The sequence below is a fragment of the Kitasatospora sp. NPDC097643 genome, assembly GCF_040302625.1.
In the GTDB taxonomy this organism is placed as follows: Bacteria; Actinomycetota; Actinomycetes; order Streptomycetales; family Streptomycetaceae; genus Kitasatospora.
The window spans coordinates 1-15,161 of record NZ_JBEOSA010000113.1 but is presented as its reverse complement, the minus strand read 5'-3'; the positions used below and the strand labels follow the sequence as shown (position 1 = coordinate 15,161).

The 15,161-nt window shown below is 71.3% G+C and carries 15 protein-coding genes and 1 rRNA gene; 11 read left to right on the top strand and 5 right to left on the bottom strand.

What is annotated here, in order from left to right; translation table 11 throughout:
• From rrf to pstB, 9 genes are all read left to right on the top strand, one after another.
• Window positions 1–75: ribosomal RNA gene (rrf, locus tag ABTY15_RS38335) — 5S ribosomal RNA — on the top strand; the annotation flags it as partial.
• Between the two features lie 73 nt (window positions 76–148).
• On the top strand, window positions 149–1,156 hold the full coding sequence (mshD, locus tag ABTY15_RS38330) for a mycothiol synthase (RefSeq protein ID WP_350606734.1): 1,008 nt from the start codon (window positions 149–151) through the stop codon (window positions 1,154–1,156).
• Between the two features lie 325 nt (window positions 1,157–1,481).
• On the top strand, window positions 1,482–3,659 hold the full coding sequence (locus tag ABTY15_RS38325; RefSeq protein WP_350606731.1) for an RNA degradosome polyphosphate kinase: 2,178 nt from the start codon (window positions 1,482–1,484) through the stop codon (window positions 3,657–3,659).
• A gap of 118 nt (window positions 3,660–3,777) precedes the next feature.
• Entirely contained in the window at window positions 3,778–4,866 is a 1,089-nt protein-coding gene (locus tag ABTY15_RS38320; protein ID WP_350606729.1) for a CHAD domain-containing protein, read from the top strand.
• A 13-nt stretch (window positions 4,867–4,879) separates the two neighbouring features.
• On the top strand, window positions 4,880–5,395 hold the full coding sequence (locus tag ABTY15_RS38315) for an NUDIX hydrolase (RefSeq protein ID WP_502893685.1): 516 nt from the start codon (window positions 4,880–4,882) through the stop codon (window positions 5,393–5,395).
• 227 nt (window positions 5,396–5,622) lie between these two features.
• Window positions 5,623–6,765, top strand: a complete 1,143-nt coding sequence (pstS, locus tag ABTY15_RS38310; RefSeq protein ID WP_350606727.1) for a phosphate ABC transporter substrate-binding protein PstS — start codon at window positions 5,623–5,625, stop codon at window positions 6,763–6,765.
• 147 nt (window positions 6,766–6,912) lie between these two features.
• Window positions 6,913–7,893 (top strand): phosphate ABC transporter permease subunit PstC, encoded by a 981-nt coding sequence (pstC, locus tag ABTY15_RS38305; protein ID WP_350606725.1) that lies wholly within the window; start codon window positions 6,913–6,915, stop codon window positions 7,891–7,893.
• On the top strand, window positions 7,890–8,966 hold the full coding sequence (pstA, locus tag ABTY15_RS38300; protein WP_350606722.1) for a phosphate ABC transporter permease PstA: 1,077 nt from the start codon (window positions 7,890–7,892) through the stop codon (window positions 8,964–8,966). The genes pstC and pstA overlap by 4 nt, the downstream gene beginning before the upstream one ends.
• Window positions 8,967–9,009: 43 nt before the next feature.
• Complete coding sequence (pstB, locus tag ABTY15_RS38295) at window positions 9,010–9,786, top strand: phosphate ABC transporter ATP-binding protein PstB (RefSeq protein ID WP_350606716.1); 777 nt, start codon at window positions 9,010–9,012, stop codon at window positions 9,784–9,786.
• 120 nt (window positions 9,787–9,906) lie between these two features.
• Here the strand turns inward: pstB and ABTY15_RS38290 are convergent, their stop codons facing one another.
• Both ABTY15_RS38290 and ABTY15_RS38285 read right to left on the bottom strand, forming a co-directional pair.
• A complete protein-coding gene (locus tag ABTY15_RS38290; protein WP_350606712.1) occupies window positions 9,907–10,902 on the bottom strand; it encodes an inorganic phosphate transporter in 996 nt (331 codons plus the stop codon).
• Between the two features lie 5 nt (window positions 10,903–10,907).
• A complete protein-coding gene (locus ABTY15_RS38285) occupies window positions 10,908–11,528 on the bottom strand; it encodes a DUF47 domain-containing protein (RefSeq protein ID WP_329489086.1) in 621 nt (206 codons plus the stop codon).
• A 370-nt stretch (window positions 11,529–11,898) separates the two neighbouring features.
• On the opposite strand from ABTY15_RS38285, the gene ABTY15_RS38280 reads away from it, so the two are divergent.
• Complete coding sequence (locus tag ABTY15_RS38280) at window positions 11,899–12,282, top strand: metal-sensitive transcriptional regulator (protein WP_350606705.1); 384 nt, start codon at window positions 11,899–11,901, stop codon at window positions 12,280–12,282.
• Window positions 12,283–12,293: 11 nt separating this feature from the next.
• Here ABTY15_RS38280 and ABTY15_RS38275 read toward each other — a convergent pair whose 3' ends face one another.
• Both ABTY15_RS38275 and ABTY15_RS38270 read right to left on the bottom strand, forming a co-directional pair.
• Window positions 12,294–12,530, bottom strand: a complete 237-nt coding sequence (locus ABTY15_RS38275; protein ID WP_350606704.1) for a hypothetical protein — start codon at window positions 12,528–12,530, stop codon at window positions 12,294–12,296.
• A 196-nt stretch (window positions 12,531–12,726) separates the two neighbouring features.
• Entirely contained in the window at window positions 12,727–13,626 is a 900-nt protein-coding gene (locus tag ABTY15_RS38270; RefSeq protein WP_350606700.1) for an SCO4651 family lipoprotein, read from the bottom strand.
• Between the two features lie 163 nt (window positions 13,627–13,789).
• Here ABTY15_RS38270 and ABTY15_RS38265 point away from each other — a divergent pair, with 163 nt between their 5' ends.
• Complete coding sequence (locus ABTY15_RS38265; protein ID WP_350606696.1) at window positions 13,790–13,978, top strand: hypothetical protein; 189 nt, start codon at window positions 13,790–13,792, stop codon at window positions 13,976–13,978.
• Window positions 13,979–14,024: 46 nt separating this feature from the next.
• Here ABTY15_RS38265 and ABTY15_RS38260 read toward each other — a convergent pair whose 3' ends face one another.
• On the bottom strand, window positions 14,025–14,750 hold the full coding sequence (locus ABTY15_RS38260) for a phosphatase PAP2 family protein (RefSeq protein ID WP_350606694.1): 726 nt from the start codon (window positions 14,748–14,750) through the stop codon (window positions 14,025–14,027).
• Window positions 14,751–15,161: the final 411 nt, after the last annotated feature.

Sequence of the window (15,161 nt, the reverse complement as noted above, 5' to 3'; positions counted from 1 at the left end):
AACCCGGAAGCTAAGCCTCACAGCGCCGATGGTACTGCAGGGGGGACCCTGTGGGAGAGTAGGACGCCGCCGAACAATCATTCACAAAGAACCCCTGATCCATTCGGATCGGGGGTTCTTTGCATTTCCGGTGACGTATCGTCAGGGCATGGACGATCAGACACGCGATCAGGCAGGCGATCAGACAGCGGTCATCGCGAACGACGTGCTCCGCCCCGAGCAGCGCGACGGCGCCCTGCGCGTGCTGGCGGAGGCCCAGGCGCTGGACGGCCGGGCCGCGGTGTCCGAGCAGGGCCGGCTCCGGCTGCGGAACGCCGGGACTCCCCGCCCGGGTGTCACCCACGTCATCGAGGCGGACGACAAGGACAACGACATCGTCCTCGGCTACGGCCAGCTCGAGGTCCCCGAGGGCTCCGCCGCCAACCCCGCCGCCAACCCCGCCGCCGAGCTGGTGGTCGACCCGGCCGCCCGCGGCCGCGGCCTGGCCCGCCCGCTGGTGGACGCGGTGCTGGCGCAGGCCCACGCGGCCGGCCGCGACGCGGTGGACTTCTGGGTGCACGGCGGCCACCCGGCGGCCCGGCACCTGGCCGAGCGGTACGACGCCGAGCTGGTCCGCGAGCTGCGGCAGATGCGCCGCACCGGTCCGCAGACCGAGGCCGTGGCCCTCCCGGAGGGTGTCGAGCTCCGGACCTTCCGGCCCGGCGAGGACGACGCCGAGTGGCTGCGGCTGAACGCGCTGGCCTTCGCCCACCACCCGGAGCAGGGCGCCTGGACCGAGCAGGACCTGGCCGAGCGGCTGGCCGAGCCCTGGTTCGACCCGGCCGGCTTCTTCCTCGCCACCCGCGACGGCAAGCTGGTCGGCTTCCACTGGACCAAGGTGCACCCGGCGAACGCCACCGAGCCGGCGCTGGGCGAGGTGTACGTGATCGGTGTGGACCCGGCGGAGCAGGGCAGTGGCCTGGGCCGGGCACTGACGGCGGCCGGGCTGCGTCATCTGACCGGCTCCGCGGCCGGCGAGCGCGGCCTGGAGACCGTTCTTCTCTACGTCGACGCCGACAATCCGGCCGCTGTGCGGGTATATGAACGACTGGGATTCACCATTCACGAGGTGGACCTCATGTACCGCGTCCAGTACCGCCCCGACCGGGCGGTCTGACCAAAGATCGACCACGGTCGACCGCAGCGCCGACGGGCCTAGCCACACCGGGCGGTTCGGGGCAAGGGGCGGGACGGCACCGCCCCGGCTCCGACCGACTCAGCTTTCCTCCTGGCCATGCGGTGTTTACCGTGGATTCAATTGCTGCCGCGAAGATCACAGGATGAAGTCCGTAGTGTCTCGCTCGTGCAGAGGCGACCGACACCCGTCGGCCGGTTCGGCACGGACCGCGCCCGGTGGTTGGGCGTTGGCCCCGGGCGAGGACGACGGGCCGCAGAGCCATTCGCGTCCGGACGCCGTCCTGCTGCTGGAGGAGCTGGAGCCCATGAGCATCCCCCGCCCCGTCTCTGCCCCGCTGTCCCCGCCGACCCGGATGTCCAGCGCGCTGGGGATACCGCCGGAGCCGCCGACCGCGGACGAGCAGGAGTTCGAAGCACTGCCGCAGGGCCGCTTCCTCGACCGTGAGCGGAGCTGGCTCGCGTTCAACGAGCGCGTCCTGGAGCTCGCCGAGGACCCGGGCATCCCGCTGCTGGAGCGGGCCAAGTTCCTGGCGATCTTCGCGAGCAACCTGGACGAGTTCTTCATGGTCCGGGTGGCCGGTCTGAAGCGCCGGATCGCCACCGGCGTCGCCCAGCGCAGCGCGTCCGGCCTACAGCCGCGCGAGGTGCTGGACCTGATCTGGACCCGTTCGCGCGAGCTGATGGCGCGGCACGCCGCCGCCTTCCAGCAGGAGGTGCTGCCGGACCTCGCCACCGAGGGCATCGAGGTGGTCCGCTGGCCGGAGCTGGCCGAGAAGGAGCAGGCCCGGCTGCACACCCTGTTCCGGCAGAAGATCTTCCCCGTGCTGACCCCGCTGGCGGTCGACCCGGCACACCCCTTCCCGTACATATCGGGACTCTCGCTCAACCTGGCCGTCGTGGTCCGCAACCCGGTCTCCGGCCACAAGCACTTCGCCCGGGTGAAGGTCCCGCAGTCGCTGGCCCGCTTCCTGGAGGCCTCGCCGCAGCGTTACGTCCCGCTGGAGGACGTGATGGGCGCGCACCTGGAGGAGCTGTTCCCGGGCATGGAGGTGCTGGCGCACCACGCCTTCCGGGTCACCCGCAACGAGGACCTCGAGGTCGAGGAGGACGACACCGAGAACATCCTCAAGGCCCTGGAGAAGGAGCTGATGCGGCGGCGCTTCGGCCCGCCGGTCCGGCTGGAGGTCGAGGAGTCGATCGACCCCTACATCCTGGACCTGCTGGTGCGGGAGCTGAACATCACCGAGGCGGAGGTCTTCCCGCTGCCCGGTCCGCTGGACCTGACCGGCCTGTTCGGGATCGCCGAGCTGGACCGCCCCGAGCTGAAGTACCCGAAGTTCGTGGCCGGGACGGCGCGCGGGCTGACCGACGTCGAGTCGGCGTCCCAGCCGGACATCTTCGCCGCGATGCGCGAGCGCGACGTCCTGCTGCACCACCCGTACGACAGCTTCTCCACCTCGGTGCAGGCCTTCCTGGAGCAGGCCGCGGCCGATCCGGACGTGCTGGCGATCAAGCAGACGCTGTACCGCACCTCCGGTGACTCGCCGATCGTGGACGCGCTGATCGACGCGGCCGAGTCGGGCAAGCAGGTGCTGGTCCTGGTCGAGATCAAGGCGCGCTTCGACGAGCAGGCCAACATCAAGTGGGCCCGCAAGCTGGAGGAGGCCGGCTGCCACGTGGTGTACGGCCTGGTCGGGCTGAAGACGCACTGCAAGCTGTCGCTGGTGGTCCGCCAGGAGGGCGACACCCTGCGCCGCTACTCGCACGTGGGCACCGGCAACTACCACCCGAAGACGGCCAGGCTGTACGAGGACCTGGGGCTGCTGACCACGGACCCGCAGGTCGGCGCGGACCTCTCGGACCTCTTCAACCGGCTCTCCGGCTACTCCCGCCGCGAGTCCTACCGCCGCCTGCTGACCGCCCCGCGCGGTCTGCGCGACGGGCTGATCTCGCGGATCCACAACGAGATCGCCCACCACAGGGCGGGCCGCCCGGCGTACGTGAAGCTCAAGGTCAACTCGATCGTCGACGAGGCCGTGATCGACGCGCTCTACCGGGCCTCGCAGGCCGGGGTGCCGGTGGACGTCTGGGTGCGCGGGATCTGCGCGATCCGCCCGGGGGTGCCGGGGCTGAGCGAGAACATCCGGGTGCGCAGCGTCCTCGGCCGCTTCCTGGAGCACTCGCGGATCTTCGTGTTCGGCAACAACGGCGAACCGGAGGTCTGGATCGGCAGCGCCGACATGATGCACCGCAACCTGGACCGCCGGATCGAGGCGCTGCTGCGGATCACCGATCCGGCCCACCGCGCCGAGCTCTCCGGGCTGATCGACCTCGGGGTGTCGGACGAGACCCAGTCCTGGCACCTGGGACCGGACGGCGCGTGGACCCGCCACTCGCAGGACACCGAAGGTCGACCGCTGCGGCACGTCCAGGACCTGCTCATCGATTCGCGCCAGCGCCGCCGGGCCGCCACCTCGCGCTGACGCGACTACTGATGCGAGCCGCTGGAGCAGTCAGGCCCCGAACCCCGTGGGCGGCTGCTCCAGCGGTCGGCCACCAGCCCCGGGGGACGGCCCCGGGGGAACGGGGATCTACCACGCCATGACCGATGCGCCGATGACGGCCCAGGCGGCCGCCACCGCGACCGCCGGGGACATCCTCTCCAGCCACCTCACCGTCCAGGCGGGTGCGTTCCTGCGCGCCCTGCCGCTGGCGGTGGGCGAGGTCGGCGCGAGACCGGGCGCGGCCGCGGTCGTCCCGGCGGCCGCCACCGGCGACCTGCTGCGGGCGGTCCGGCGGATCGGCGGGCTGCTGCACACCTTCGGCGCGGTCTTCGAGCAGTCCTGGGCGCAGGAGTCGCGCACCGAGCTGCGCTGGCTGCTCAACCTGCTGGCGCTGGAGCCCGGGTACGTCCGCCGGTCGGCCCGGCTGCTGGGCGCGCTGGACTCGCTGAGCGGTACCGACCCGGAGGGCACCGGCATGCTGGCCGGGCACGCCGGGGCGCCGAAGGCGCGGGCGCTGCTGGACCGGCAGCTGACCCTGGCCCGGACCAGGGCGCACTCCACGGTGCTCCAGGAGCTCCGGTCGGCCCGGCTGCACGCCCTGGCGGACCGGATGACGCTGCTGGTGGGCGACGCGCCGCTGCTGGAGGCGGCGGGCGGGCGGGCGTCGGCGGTGCTGCTGCCGCAGGCGGCGGCCGCGTTCACCGCGCTGTCCGCGAGCGCCCAGCAACTGCCGCTGCAACGGGCGGCCACGCCGTACGGCGGGGACGGGCTGCGGCGGCTGGGTGCCGTCCCGGCGGCCCGCGGGGCGGCGGACGCGGACGCCGCGCTGGCGGCCGACGACGCACCCTGGGCCCGGCTGCGGATCCTGGTGAAGCGGGCCCGGTACGCGCTGGAGGTGTGCGGCCGCCCGTCCGCCGAGCTGGACGAGCTGGACGCGGTGCTGGGCCGGCACCAGGAGGCCGCGGACGCCGCGGTCACCGCCGCCACGGCGGCGCGGACGCCGCGGATCACCCCCGCGACCGCCTACGTGCTGGGCGTGGTGCATGCTGATCAGCGACTGGAGGTGGAGGCGGCGCGGTACGCCTTCGGCCGCCGGTGGCCCGACCTCCCGCCAGGCCTGGACGGCTGGCTGGAGATCCCCCCTGCCGAGGGCTGGGGGCATTCCCCCGCACCACGGACGGCATGAATTGCGCGAGCGCCTGAGCACCGGGCAAGCAGAGGAGAGGACCACGACCGGGGCCGGACGCGGCCCGGTGATCCTGGCGGCGGGCGCGGTGCTCTGGCTGCCGGGCCGGGTCAAGAAGAGCGGGCGGCTGGGGCGGCCGCGGATCGCGGTGATCCACCGGCCGAAGTACGACGACTGGAGCCTGCCGAAGGGCAAGCTCGACCCGGGGGAGGGCATGGCCGCGGCGGCCGTGCGCGAGGTCCGCGAGGAGACCGGGTTCTCGTGCCTGCTCGGCCCGGAGCTGCCGTCCCAGCACTACCTGGTGCAGGGCCGGCCGAAGGAGGTCCGGTACTGGGCGGCGGTGCCCGCGGGCGGGGCGTTCCGGCCGAACCGGGAGGTGGACCGGCTGGAGTGGCTGCCGGCCGGGAAGGCCCGGGCCCGGCTGACGCACGGGCGTGACCGGTTGCTGGTCGACGCGCTGCTGGCGATCCTGGGCGTACGGCCCGTGCACTCGGGCGAGGCCGCAACGGTGAAGGAACGGTGGAAGTGATCTCGTCGCGCCCTTGCCGTGACGCAACCGTTACTACCTGACGTAGTTTCCTGCCATCCGTTCGAGGTTCACTCTCCGTTCACTTACGACCGGCTGTCGTGTCACTTATCCGTCCTAACTTCGGGGTTACCGGCGGGCCGAACGGGCCCCGGACCACAGCAAAACCCGTGCTCCGCCGTGTTCTCACGGCCCGCGCGACGGGCAATGCCACAGAAAGGGACACCCCTGTGAAGCTCCAGCGGAACGGCCGCTCCAAGGCCCTCGCCATCGGTGCCATGGCGCTCGTCAGCTCGCTGTCGCTCGCCGCCTGCGGCTCGGACGATAACAACAACACCACCGCGTCCGGTGCGAGCGGTTCGGGCTCGGCGTCCGCCGCCGCGATCAACTGTGGCAAGCCCGGTGCGCTGATCGCCGCGGGCTCGACCGCCCAGGGCAACGCGATCGACCTGTGGAAGACCACCTTCGGCGCGGCCTGCAGCGGTACCACCATCAACTACGGCGGTGTCGGCTCCGGTGCCGGTGTCCAGCAGTTCACCCAGGGCAAGGTCCAGTTCGCCGGTTCCGACTCGGCCCTGAAGCCGGCCGAGGTCGACCAGACCAAGGCGGTCTGCACCGGTGGCCAGGGCATCGACCTGCCGATGGTCGGTGGCCTGATCTCGCTGGTCTACAACATCGACGGTGTCGACAACCTGGTCCTGGACGGCCCGACCGCCGCCAAGATCTTCGATTCGCAGATCACCAAGTGGAACGACCCGGCGATCGCCGCCCTGAACCCGGGCGCCAAGCTGCCGGACGCGGACATCCAGTCGTTCCACCGTTCGGACGACTCCGGCACCACCGACAACCTGACCAAGTACTTCTCCAAGGCCTCGGCCGGCGCCTGGACCTACCCGTCCAGCAAGACCTGGGCGGCCAAGGGCGGCCAGTCGGCCAACGGCAGCGCCGGTGTCGCGGCCCAGGTGAAGCAGGTCAAGAACTCGATCAGCTACGTCGAGCTCTCCTTCGCCCAGACCAACAACCTGAAGAGCGCCGCGATCAACACCGGTGCCTCCAAGCCGGTCGCGGCCACCGCCGAGAACGCCGCCAACACCTTCGCCAAGGCCAAGGTCACCAGCAACGGTGCCGCCGGCGACCTCACCCTGACGCTCGACTACGCGACCAAGGACGAGGGCTCGTACCCGCTGGTCCTGGTCACCTACGAGATCGTCTGCGACAAGGGCAACAAGGCCGAGACGCTGGACACCCTGAAGGCCTTCTTCACCTACACCGCCAGCGACGCGGGTCAGAAGGCGGTCGGCGAGAAGGGCTACGTCCCGCTGCCGAAGGAGCTGACCGACAAGGTCAACGCCGTCATCCCGACCCTGGCCTGATCCCACGGGACCACCGGTGGAGCGGCCCCGTGAGCGAGGGGGGCCGGGGCCGCTCCGCCGGGACGTAACGACCACGCACCATCCGGGGCACCGCCGCCATGGTGCCGTCCCCCTTCCGGGGCGGCGCCACCAGACCGGAGTAGACCAATGACTTCATCCTCCCCTGCCGCCCCGCGAGGCAGGGAACGCCGAAAGCGCGACAGCCGGCTCGGCGACAAGATCTTCCTGAACCTCGCCCGGGGTTCGGGCATCCTGCTGCTGGTCGTCATGGCCGCGATCGCCGGCTTCCTGACCTGGCGCACGGGCCTGGCCCTCAGCAAGAACCAGGGCAACTTCCTCACCACCTTCGAGTGGGCGCCGGACGCCCCGAAGCCGGTCTTCGGCATCGCCGTCCTGGTCTTCGGCACGATCGTCAGCGCCGTCATCGCGATGGCGATCGCCGTGCCGGTGGCCATCGGGATCGCGCTGTTCATCTCGCACTACGCGCCGCGCCGGATCGCCCAGCCGTTCGCCTACCTGGTGGACCTGCTCGCGGCCGTCCCCAGCATCGTCTACGGCCTGTGGGGCGCGCTGTTCCTGGTGCCGCACATGAACGGTCTGACCAGCTGGCTCAACGAGTACCTGGGCTGGACGTACATCTTCGACCAGACCAAGACCGGCACCACCCCGCGCAACCTGTTCACGGTCGGCATCCTGCTGGCGATCATGATCCTGCCGATCATCACCGCGGTCAGCCGAGAGGTGTTCCGCCAGGTCCCGCGGATGCACGAGGAGGCGGCGCTCGCGCTCGGTGCGACCCGCTGGGAGATGATCCGCACCGCGGTGCTGCCGTTCGGCCGCCCCGGCATCATCTCGGCCTCGATGCTCGGCCTCGGCCGCGCGCTGGGCGAGACCATCGCGGTCGCGGTGGTGCTGTCCGCCAGCAACGTCCTCTCGCTGCACATCCTCGACCCGGGTGGCGGCACCTTCGCGCAGAACATCGCGCTGAAGTTCGCCGAGGCCGGTGAGAACGGCCGCAACGCGCTGATGGCCTCCGGCCTCGTCCTGTTCGTCATCACCCTGCTGGTGAACGGTGCCGCGCGACTGATCATCGCCCGCCGCAAGGAGTACTCGGGGGCCAACGCATGAGTTCCGCAACGACTTCCGTGCCGGCGGACGCCCGTCCGCTGGGCCGGCCGCTGACCGCGAACCGGCTCCCCAAGTGGGCCCCGGCGGCCGTCGCCGCCGGCTCGATCGCCCTCGGCTGCGGCATCGGCGCGGTCGGCGGCCTGGAGAGCCACCTGCAGTGGGGCCTGATCTCGGCCGCGCTGTTCATGGTGATCAGCTACCTGGCATCGGCCCGGGTCGAGGGCCGCCGTCAGGCCAAGGACCGCTTCGCCACCTCGGTGGTCTGGGTCGCCTTCATCCTGGCCGTCGTCCCGCTGGTCGCCCTGACCGTGTACACCATCCAGCAGGGCATCGAGGTGGTCAACGGGAACTTCCTGAGCCACTCGATGAAGGGCGTGCTCCAGTCCGGCCCCGGCGGCGGCATCTACCACGCGCTGATCGGCACCTTGCAGCAGGTGCTGCTGGCCACCCTGATGGCCGCCCCGATCGGTCTGCTGACCGCCGTCTACCTGGTCGAGTACGGCCGCGGCCGGCTCGCCAAGGTCGTCACCTTCTTCGTCGACGTCATGACGGGCGTCCCGTCGATCGTCGCCGGTCTGTTCATCCTCTCCCTGTGGAACCTGGCCCTCGGCTTCAACTACTCGGGCTTCTCGGGCAGCCTCGCGCTGGCGATCCTGATGATGCCGGTCGTGGTCCGGTCGACCGAGGAGATGCTCAAGCTCGTCCCGAACGAGCTGCGCGAGGCCTCGTACGCGCTCGGCGTGCCGAAGTGGAAGACCATCCTGCGGATCGTCCTCCCCACCGCGATCGGCGGCATCACCACCGGTGTGATGCTCGCGGTCGCCCGCATCACGGGCGAGACCGCCCCGGTGATGATGCTGGTGTTCGGCGCCGACTACATCAACAGCAACCCGTTCGACGGACCCCAGCAGTCGCTGCCGATGTACATCTGGCAGCAGTACTCGCTGGTCAACAACGACTACGGCTACGCCCGCGCCTGGGGTGCCGCGCTGGTGCTGATCGCCTTCGTGATGGGGCTCAACCTCATCGCCCGGGGCATCGCACGCTGGCGCTCGCCCAAGGCCGGTCACTGAGCGCCCGACTGACGTACGAAGACAGACGAGAGAAGCAACGATCATGGCCAAGCGCATCGACGTCAGCGGACTGTCGGCCTACTACGGCACCACCAAGGCCATCGAGGACATCTCGATGAGCATCGAACCCCGCTCGGTGACCGCCTTCATCGGCCCCTCCGGCTGCGGCAAGTCCACCTTCCTGCGCACCCTCAACCGGATGCACGAGGTGATCCCCGGCGCCCGCGTCGAGGGCAAGGTCCTGCTGGACGACGAGAACCTGTACGGCTCGAACGTCGACCCGGTGGCCGTCCGCCGTTCGGTCGGCATGGTCTTCCAGCGCCCGAACCCGTTCCCGACCATGTCGATCTACGACAACGTGGTCGCCGGCCTCAAGCTCGCGGGCGTGCGCAAGAAGTCCGTCCTGGACGAGGTGGTGGAGCGCTCGCTGAAGGGCGCCAACCTCTGGAAGGAGGTCAACGGCCGGCTGAACCGGCCGGGGGCCGGCCTCTCCGGCGGTCAGCAGCAGCGTCTGTGCATCGCCCGCGCCATCGCGGTCGAGCCGCAGGTCCTGCTGATGGACGAGCCCTGCTCCGCGCTCGACCCGATCTCCACCCTCGCCATCGAGGACCTGATCGGCGAGCTGAAGTCGCAGTTCACCATCGTCATCGTGACCCACAACATGCAGCAGGCGGCCCGCGTCAGCGACCGCACCGCCTTCTTCAACCTGGCCGGCGTCGGCCAGCCGGGCAAGCTGATCGAGCTGGACGACACCCAGCGGATCTTCTCCAACCCGTCGGTCCAGGCGACCGAGGACTACATCTCCGGCCGCTTCGGCTAGGCCGAACACCCAGAGCTGCTCCGCGGTGCTGCATGGCGGTGCCGCCGTGGGGCATGAAAAGGGCCCGCCCCCGAGATGTGGGGGCGGGCCCTGTCAGTTCTGCGGCGGGTTCAGGGCCGGTCAGCCCCAGAACAGGTGGACGAACCAGTACACCAGCGCTGCGACGATGGCGGCCGCCGGCATCGTGATGAACCAGCCGAGCACGATGTTCTTCGCGACGCCCCAGCGCACCGCGCGGATCCGCTTGGTGGCACCCACGCCCATGATCGCCGAGGTGATCACGTGGGTGGTGGAGATCGGCGCCTTGTAGACGAACGAGGTGATGTACATGACCGTGGAGGCGGTGGCCTCGGCCGCGAAGCCCTGCGGCGGGTCCAGTTCGATGATCTTGCGGCCGAGCGTCCGCATGATCCGCCAGCCGCCCGCGTAGGTGCCCAGCGAGAGCATCGTGGCGCAGGAGATCTTCACCCAGACCGGGATGTCGTAGGTGGCCTGCTGGCCGGAGATGACGAGCGCCATCACCACGATGCCCATGGTCTTCTGCGCGTCCTGAAGGCCGTGCGCGAGGGCCATGGCGGCGGCCGAGGCGGTCTGCGCGACCCGGAAGTTGCGCTTGGCGCGGTGCGGGTTGGTCCGGCGGAAGATCCACAGGATCGCCAGCATCACCAGGAAGCCGCCGATCAGGCCGACCACCGGCGAGACGATCATCGGGATGACGATCTTGTCGATGACGCCGTTCCAGAGCACCTCGGTGCCGCCGGCCAGCGCCGCGCCCACCAGACCGCCGAACAGCGCGTGCGAGGAGGAGGACGGCAGACCGAAGTACCAGGTGATCAGGTTCCAGGCGATCGCGCCGATCAGGGCGGAGAAGAGGATCGCCATCCCCTGGCTGCCCTTGGGGGTCTCGATGATGCCGCTGGAGACGGTGTGCGCCACACCGCTGCCGAGGAAGGCGCCGGCCAGGTTCATCACCGCGGCCATCGCCAGCGCGGCCTTCGGGGTCAGCGCCCGGGTGGAGACCGACGTGGCGATCGCGTTCGCCGAGTCGTGGAAGCCGTTGGTGTAGGTGAAGAAGAACGCAACGCCGACGACGGCGATGAGTGCTGCGGTGTCCACGAGGGTCAGGACTCCTTGACGGCGATGGTCTCCACCGTGTTGGCGACGTGCTCGAACGCGTCCGCCGCCTCCTCAAGGACGTCCACGACCTGCTTGAGCTTGAGCACCTCGATGGCGTCGTACTGGCCGGAGAACAGGTGGGCGAGCAACTTGCGGTGGATCTGGTCGGCCTGGTTCTCCAGCCGGTTGACCTCGATCCAGTACTCGGTCAGGTTCGACATGGTGCGCAGGTTCGGCATCGCCTCGGCGGTGAGCTCGGCGGCCCGGGCCAGCACCTCGATCTGCTGCTCGATCCCCTTCGGCAGGGTCTGGATGTCGTAGAGGACGACCAGGTCGACGGCCTCCTCCATGAAGTCCATGATGTCGTCCAGCGACGAGGCGAGGCTGTAGATGTCCTCGCGGTCGAAGGGCGTGATGAAGGACGAGTTCAGCTGGTGGAAGACCGCATGGGTGGTGTCGTCCCCGGCGTGCTCGGCGGCGCGCATGCGCTCGACGATCTCCGCGCGGGCCGACACGTCTGATCCCAGCAGTTCCAGCAGGAGCTTCGATCCGACGACGAGGTTCTCCGCGGCAGCGGCGAACATGTCGTAGAAACTCGTCTCCTTCGGGGTCAGGCTAAAACGCACGGAAATCTCCGATGTGCGGGGTAGGGACTGAACGATGCTAGGTGCAACCAAGCGCAATCGCGCAAACGGGGTGGTGAAGGAGGAGGCGGAACCTCCCCTTCCGTTCGGCTGTCGCACCAGCTGACCCGGACCGCACATCCATGTGCGGACGTGGGTCACCAGTCTGACGGAACCTCGCCCGGATTGTCCTCGTCGTGCGGCGGCGGACCGGGACGCCCGCTCAGACGGCTCAACCGCCGCCGGAGCCGGGCCCGGGCCGGTCGGGACCACCCGGCACGTGCCGGTCCGGTCGTCGGAACACCACGGGTGGCCCCGGTGTTGGACACTGGTGGCCGACGCAGCCACCAGGCACCCAGACGAAGGCGGGCCGATGACCACGACGCAAGCGCGCACCGAGCCGGACGCGCACGGGACCGACCCGCAGGCCGGCCAGACCCCCGCGGCCGGCGCCGGCCACCACGGCGGGCACGGCCCGCACGGGTACAGCGCGCAGAAGGACGCCCACCTCAAGCGGCTGCGTCGGATCGAGGGCCAGATCCGGGGCCTGCAACGGATGGTCGACGAGGACGTCTACTGCATCGACGTGCTCACCCAGGTGTCGGCCAGCACCAAGGCCCTGCAGTCCTTCGCGCTCTCGCTGCTGGAGGAGCACCTGCGGCACTGCGTCGCGGCGGCCGCCGAGGAGGGCGGCGCCGAGCTCGAAGCCAAGGTGGCGGAGGCCACGGCCGCGATCGGCCGGCTGCTCCGCAGCTGAGGCGACGGGCGCTAACCCGCCGCCTCCCCCCGGTCGGACCGGCCCGGGTCCGCGGGTACCCCGTCGATCCGCCCGGGGTGGACCTGCCCGGGCTCGGCCCGGTCGAGCAGCACCTCGTCGATCCGCTCGGTCGGCAGCCGGTCGTCGGTGCTGGCCGTCGCGGCGATCATCAGCTCGCCGGCCAGCTCGATCTCGTCGAGGGCCGCGTCGTCGTGGCCGCCGCTGCGGCCGCCCGTGGACGACACCACCTGCACCACCCCTTCAGTGCCTCGCCAGCCCGGGCGGCAGCCACCCGACGTCCAGCCTAGGCACTCCGGAGCCCGTCCACATGGCACGGACGGGCCATCTCGGCGCCGCCGAAACGGGTGGCCGCCGCTCCCCGGACGGCCACCCGCTCCGGCGGCACCCTGTCTCGCCCCGGCGCCGGAGCCCTGCCCCGGCGGCCTACTTCGGGCTCTCCGACGGCTTCATCGCGTAGATGTCCGAGGCCGGCGGCTCGGCCGCCTCCACCGGCTTGCCGAAGTCCGACAGCGAGGTCGTCGACGTCACCTTCACCTGGTCCTTGGCCTCCTTCGACCCGGCCACCCCGGCGAAGGTGAACACCTCGACCACCTTGTGCAGCCGGCCCTGGTCGTCCAGCCAGGCCTCGTACGGGACCTCCTTGACGGTGAAGGTCTGTCCCCCCATCCGCAAGCCGTCCCCGCCCCGGCCGCCGGTCGCGTCGGCCGCCTTGGCCAGGTCCAGCGTGCCCCGGTAGTGATGCAGCGCCACGCCGTCGACCGTGTCGGTGCCGACCGCCTCCGCCTTCTGCGCTCCGCGCAGCGCGCCCGCGGCGGTGGCCGGGTCGGTGGCGCCGCTGCTGACCAGGTTGCCGTCCGGCAGCTGGCGCACGTCGAGCTTGACCCACTTGCCCTCGGGCACCTTCGCGCCGCTGTTCTGCAGGTAGACGGTGCCCGGCAGGACCACCTCGACGATCTTCCCGGTGGTCGCCGCGCCCGGTGGCACCGCCACCTCCAGCCGGCCGATCCGCTTCACGTAGTCGTAGCCGCCCGTACCGGAGAAGACGGCCTTCTTCTCGGACGACTCGGTGGTCAGCTCGGTGGCGGTGTGCGCGGAGCCGGTCCGGCCGGTGATGTCGGCGGCGTTGCGCACCGCCGTCAGCGGGTCCGCGGCGAGCTGGTCGGGGACGGCCGACTGCTGGTCGGCCGAGCCGCCGGCGGAACCGGCCGAACAGCCGGTGGCCAGGCCGGCCAGGGCGGCGGCGAGCAGGGCGGCCCCGGCCGCCGAGCGCACGTGCGGCCCCGGACGGCGGCGCCGCCGGCCGGTGCGCTGCTGGTCGGTCATCTTCATCCTCGCGACAACCCCCTCGGGCCCGACTGCCCTGCCGGACACCACCGGGCGGGCAGAGCTCTTTCCGGGCAAACGAGTTGAGGCGCGAAGGGTTACGGCCGACCGGGCGCGCACCGGGCGTCGCGCGCCGGGTGTCCGGCGCGTTACGGTGAACCACGTGCACAGTGAGCTGCCGGCCGCCCCCGGCACCCGGATGCCCGAGCACCGCGTCGCCGTCAGTGAACGCGGTTCCTTCGCCTTCGCCACCTGTAGCTGCGGGTGGTTCTCCGCGGCCAGACGCTCGCGTGACCTGGCCCGGCGCGAGGGTGCCGACCACCTCGCCGAGAGCGGCGCCGACCCGGACTGAGAGCCCGCGACCGGCCCCGGGCCCGCACGGCTCCGGACCGGCGGGGTCAGGCCGCCAGATCAGACTCCGGCCGCTGTTCCCCGGCCCGCGCCGAACCGCGCTCGCGCCCGCGCCGCCGACCGCTCCGCCCGCCGCCCCGGGGGCCGGCGCTCTTCCCGGACGCCCGGATCAGCGGGGCGACCGCGGTGCGGCTCAGCGCGTGGCAGAGCGGGACCAGCACCGCCATCGCGATCGGCGCCAGCAGCAGCACCACCGCGGCCGCCAGCGCGTAGCCGCCGATCACGTCCGTCGGGTAGTGGACGCCCATGAACATCCGGCAGAAGCCCTGGAGCAGGGCCAGGCCCCCGGCGATCCAGCCGAGCCGCCGGTTCACCAGGAACAGCGCCACCGCGACCCCCATCGACATCGTCGAGTGGTCGCTGACGAACGAGTGGGTGCCCTCCTTGCCCTGCACCAGCACCGTCAGCCCGGTGTGGTCGACGAAGGGGCGCGGGCGGTTCACGATCGCGGCGATCGGCAGGTTCGCCAGCTCGGCGATGGCGACCGAGAGCGGCACCCAGAGCAGCCCGGCGACGGCCACCGGCGCGTCCGGGCGGCGTCTGGCCTGAAGCCAGCCGACCAGGCCGAGCATCCCGAGGCCGAGCAGGATGCCGTACTCGCCGATCCAGGAGACCAGGTGGTCAAGCCACGTCGGGGCGTGCTTGGCCAGGCCGTTGACGGCGTAGAGCAGGCCGAGGTCGGGGTTGGTCGTGTCGGCAAGCGGCGTCGACACGCCGCACCTCCTTCTGGTCCGCTGCACCTGGTCGTTCCGGCCGGGGCCCTCCCGGCGCGCTGAGCTGACGGGGGGCCACCGGACCCAACGTCATCGCCGGGGCACAGCGTTCCACGGAAACGCGCGGTTATGGAAACTTGACTCAGCGTCCACAGGCCACTCACAACGTCACCACCGCCGGCCGCTCAGCTCTTTGCGGTCGGTTGACCCGTCGCGGCCGTGGCCGGGCCGGTCGCGACGGGCCCGGCAGGGGCGGGCGGCGCGGCGGGCGCCGGGCCGGGGGGGGCGGGCGGGGCGGGGGGCGGCCCCGGGGCGCCGCGCGGCGGCGCCGCCGCGCCCCCGGAGCGGCCGCCGTCGCTAGGCTGACGAACACGGGGCGCCGCGACCGGCCCCACGACCCCACGACGGACC

What these genes read in the sequence shown, in the direction of transcription:
- ABTY15_RS38325 (WP_350606731.1), top strand. Translation starts at nt 1,482, where the DNA reads ATGAGCATCCCCCGCCCCGTCTCTGCCCCGCTGTCCCCGCCGACCCGG.
- pstA (WP_350606722.1), top strand. Translation starts at nt 7,890, where the DNA reads ATGAGTTCCGCAACGACTTCCGTGCCGGCGGACGCCCGTCCGCTGGGC.
- pstC (WP_350606725.1), top strand. Translation starts at nt 6,913, where the DNA reads ATGACTTCATCCTCCCCTGCCGCCCCGCGAGGCAGGGAACGCCGAAAG.
- mshD (WP_350606734.1), top strand. Translation starts at nt 149, where the DNA reads ATGGACGATCAGACACGCGATCAGGCAGGCGATCAGACAGCGGTCATC.
- pstB (WP_350606716.1), top strand. Translation starts at nt 9,010, where the DNA reads ATGGCCAAGCGCATCGACGTCAGCGGACTGTCGGCCTACTACGGCACC.
- ABTY15_RS38320 (WP_350606729.1), top strand. Translation starts at nt 3,778, where the DNA reads ATGACCGATGCGCCGATGACGGCCCAGGCGGCCGCCACCGCGACCGCC.
- ABTY15_RS38270 (WP_350606700.1), bottom strand. Translation starts at nt 13,626, where the DNA reads ATGACCGACCAGCAGCGCACCGGCCGGCGGCGCCGCCGTCCGGGGCCG.
- ABTY15_RS38280 (WP_350606705.1), top strand. Translation starts at nt 11,899, where the DNA reads ATGACCACGACGCAAGCGCGCACCGAGCCGGACGCGCACGGGACCGAC.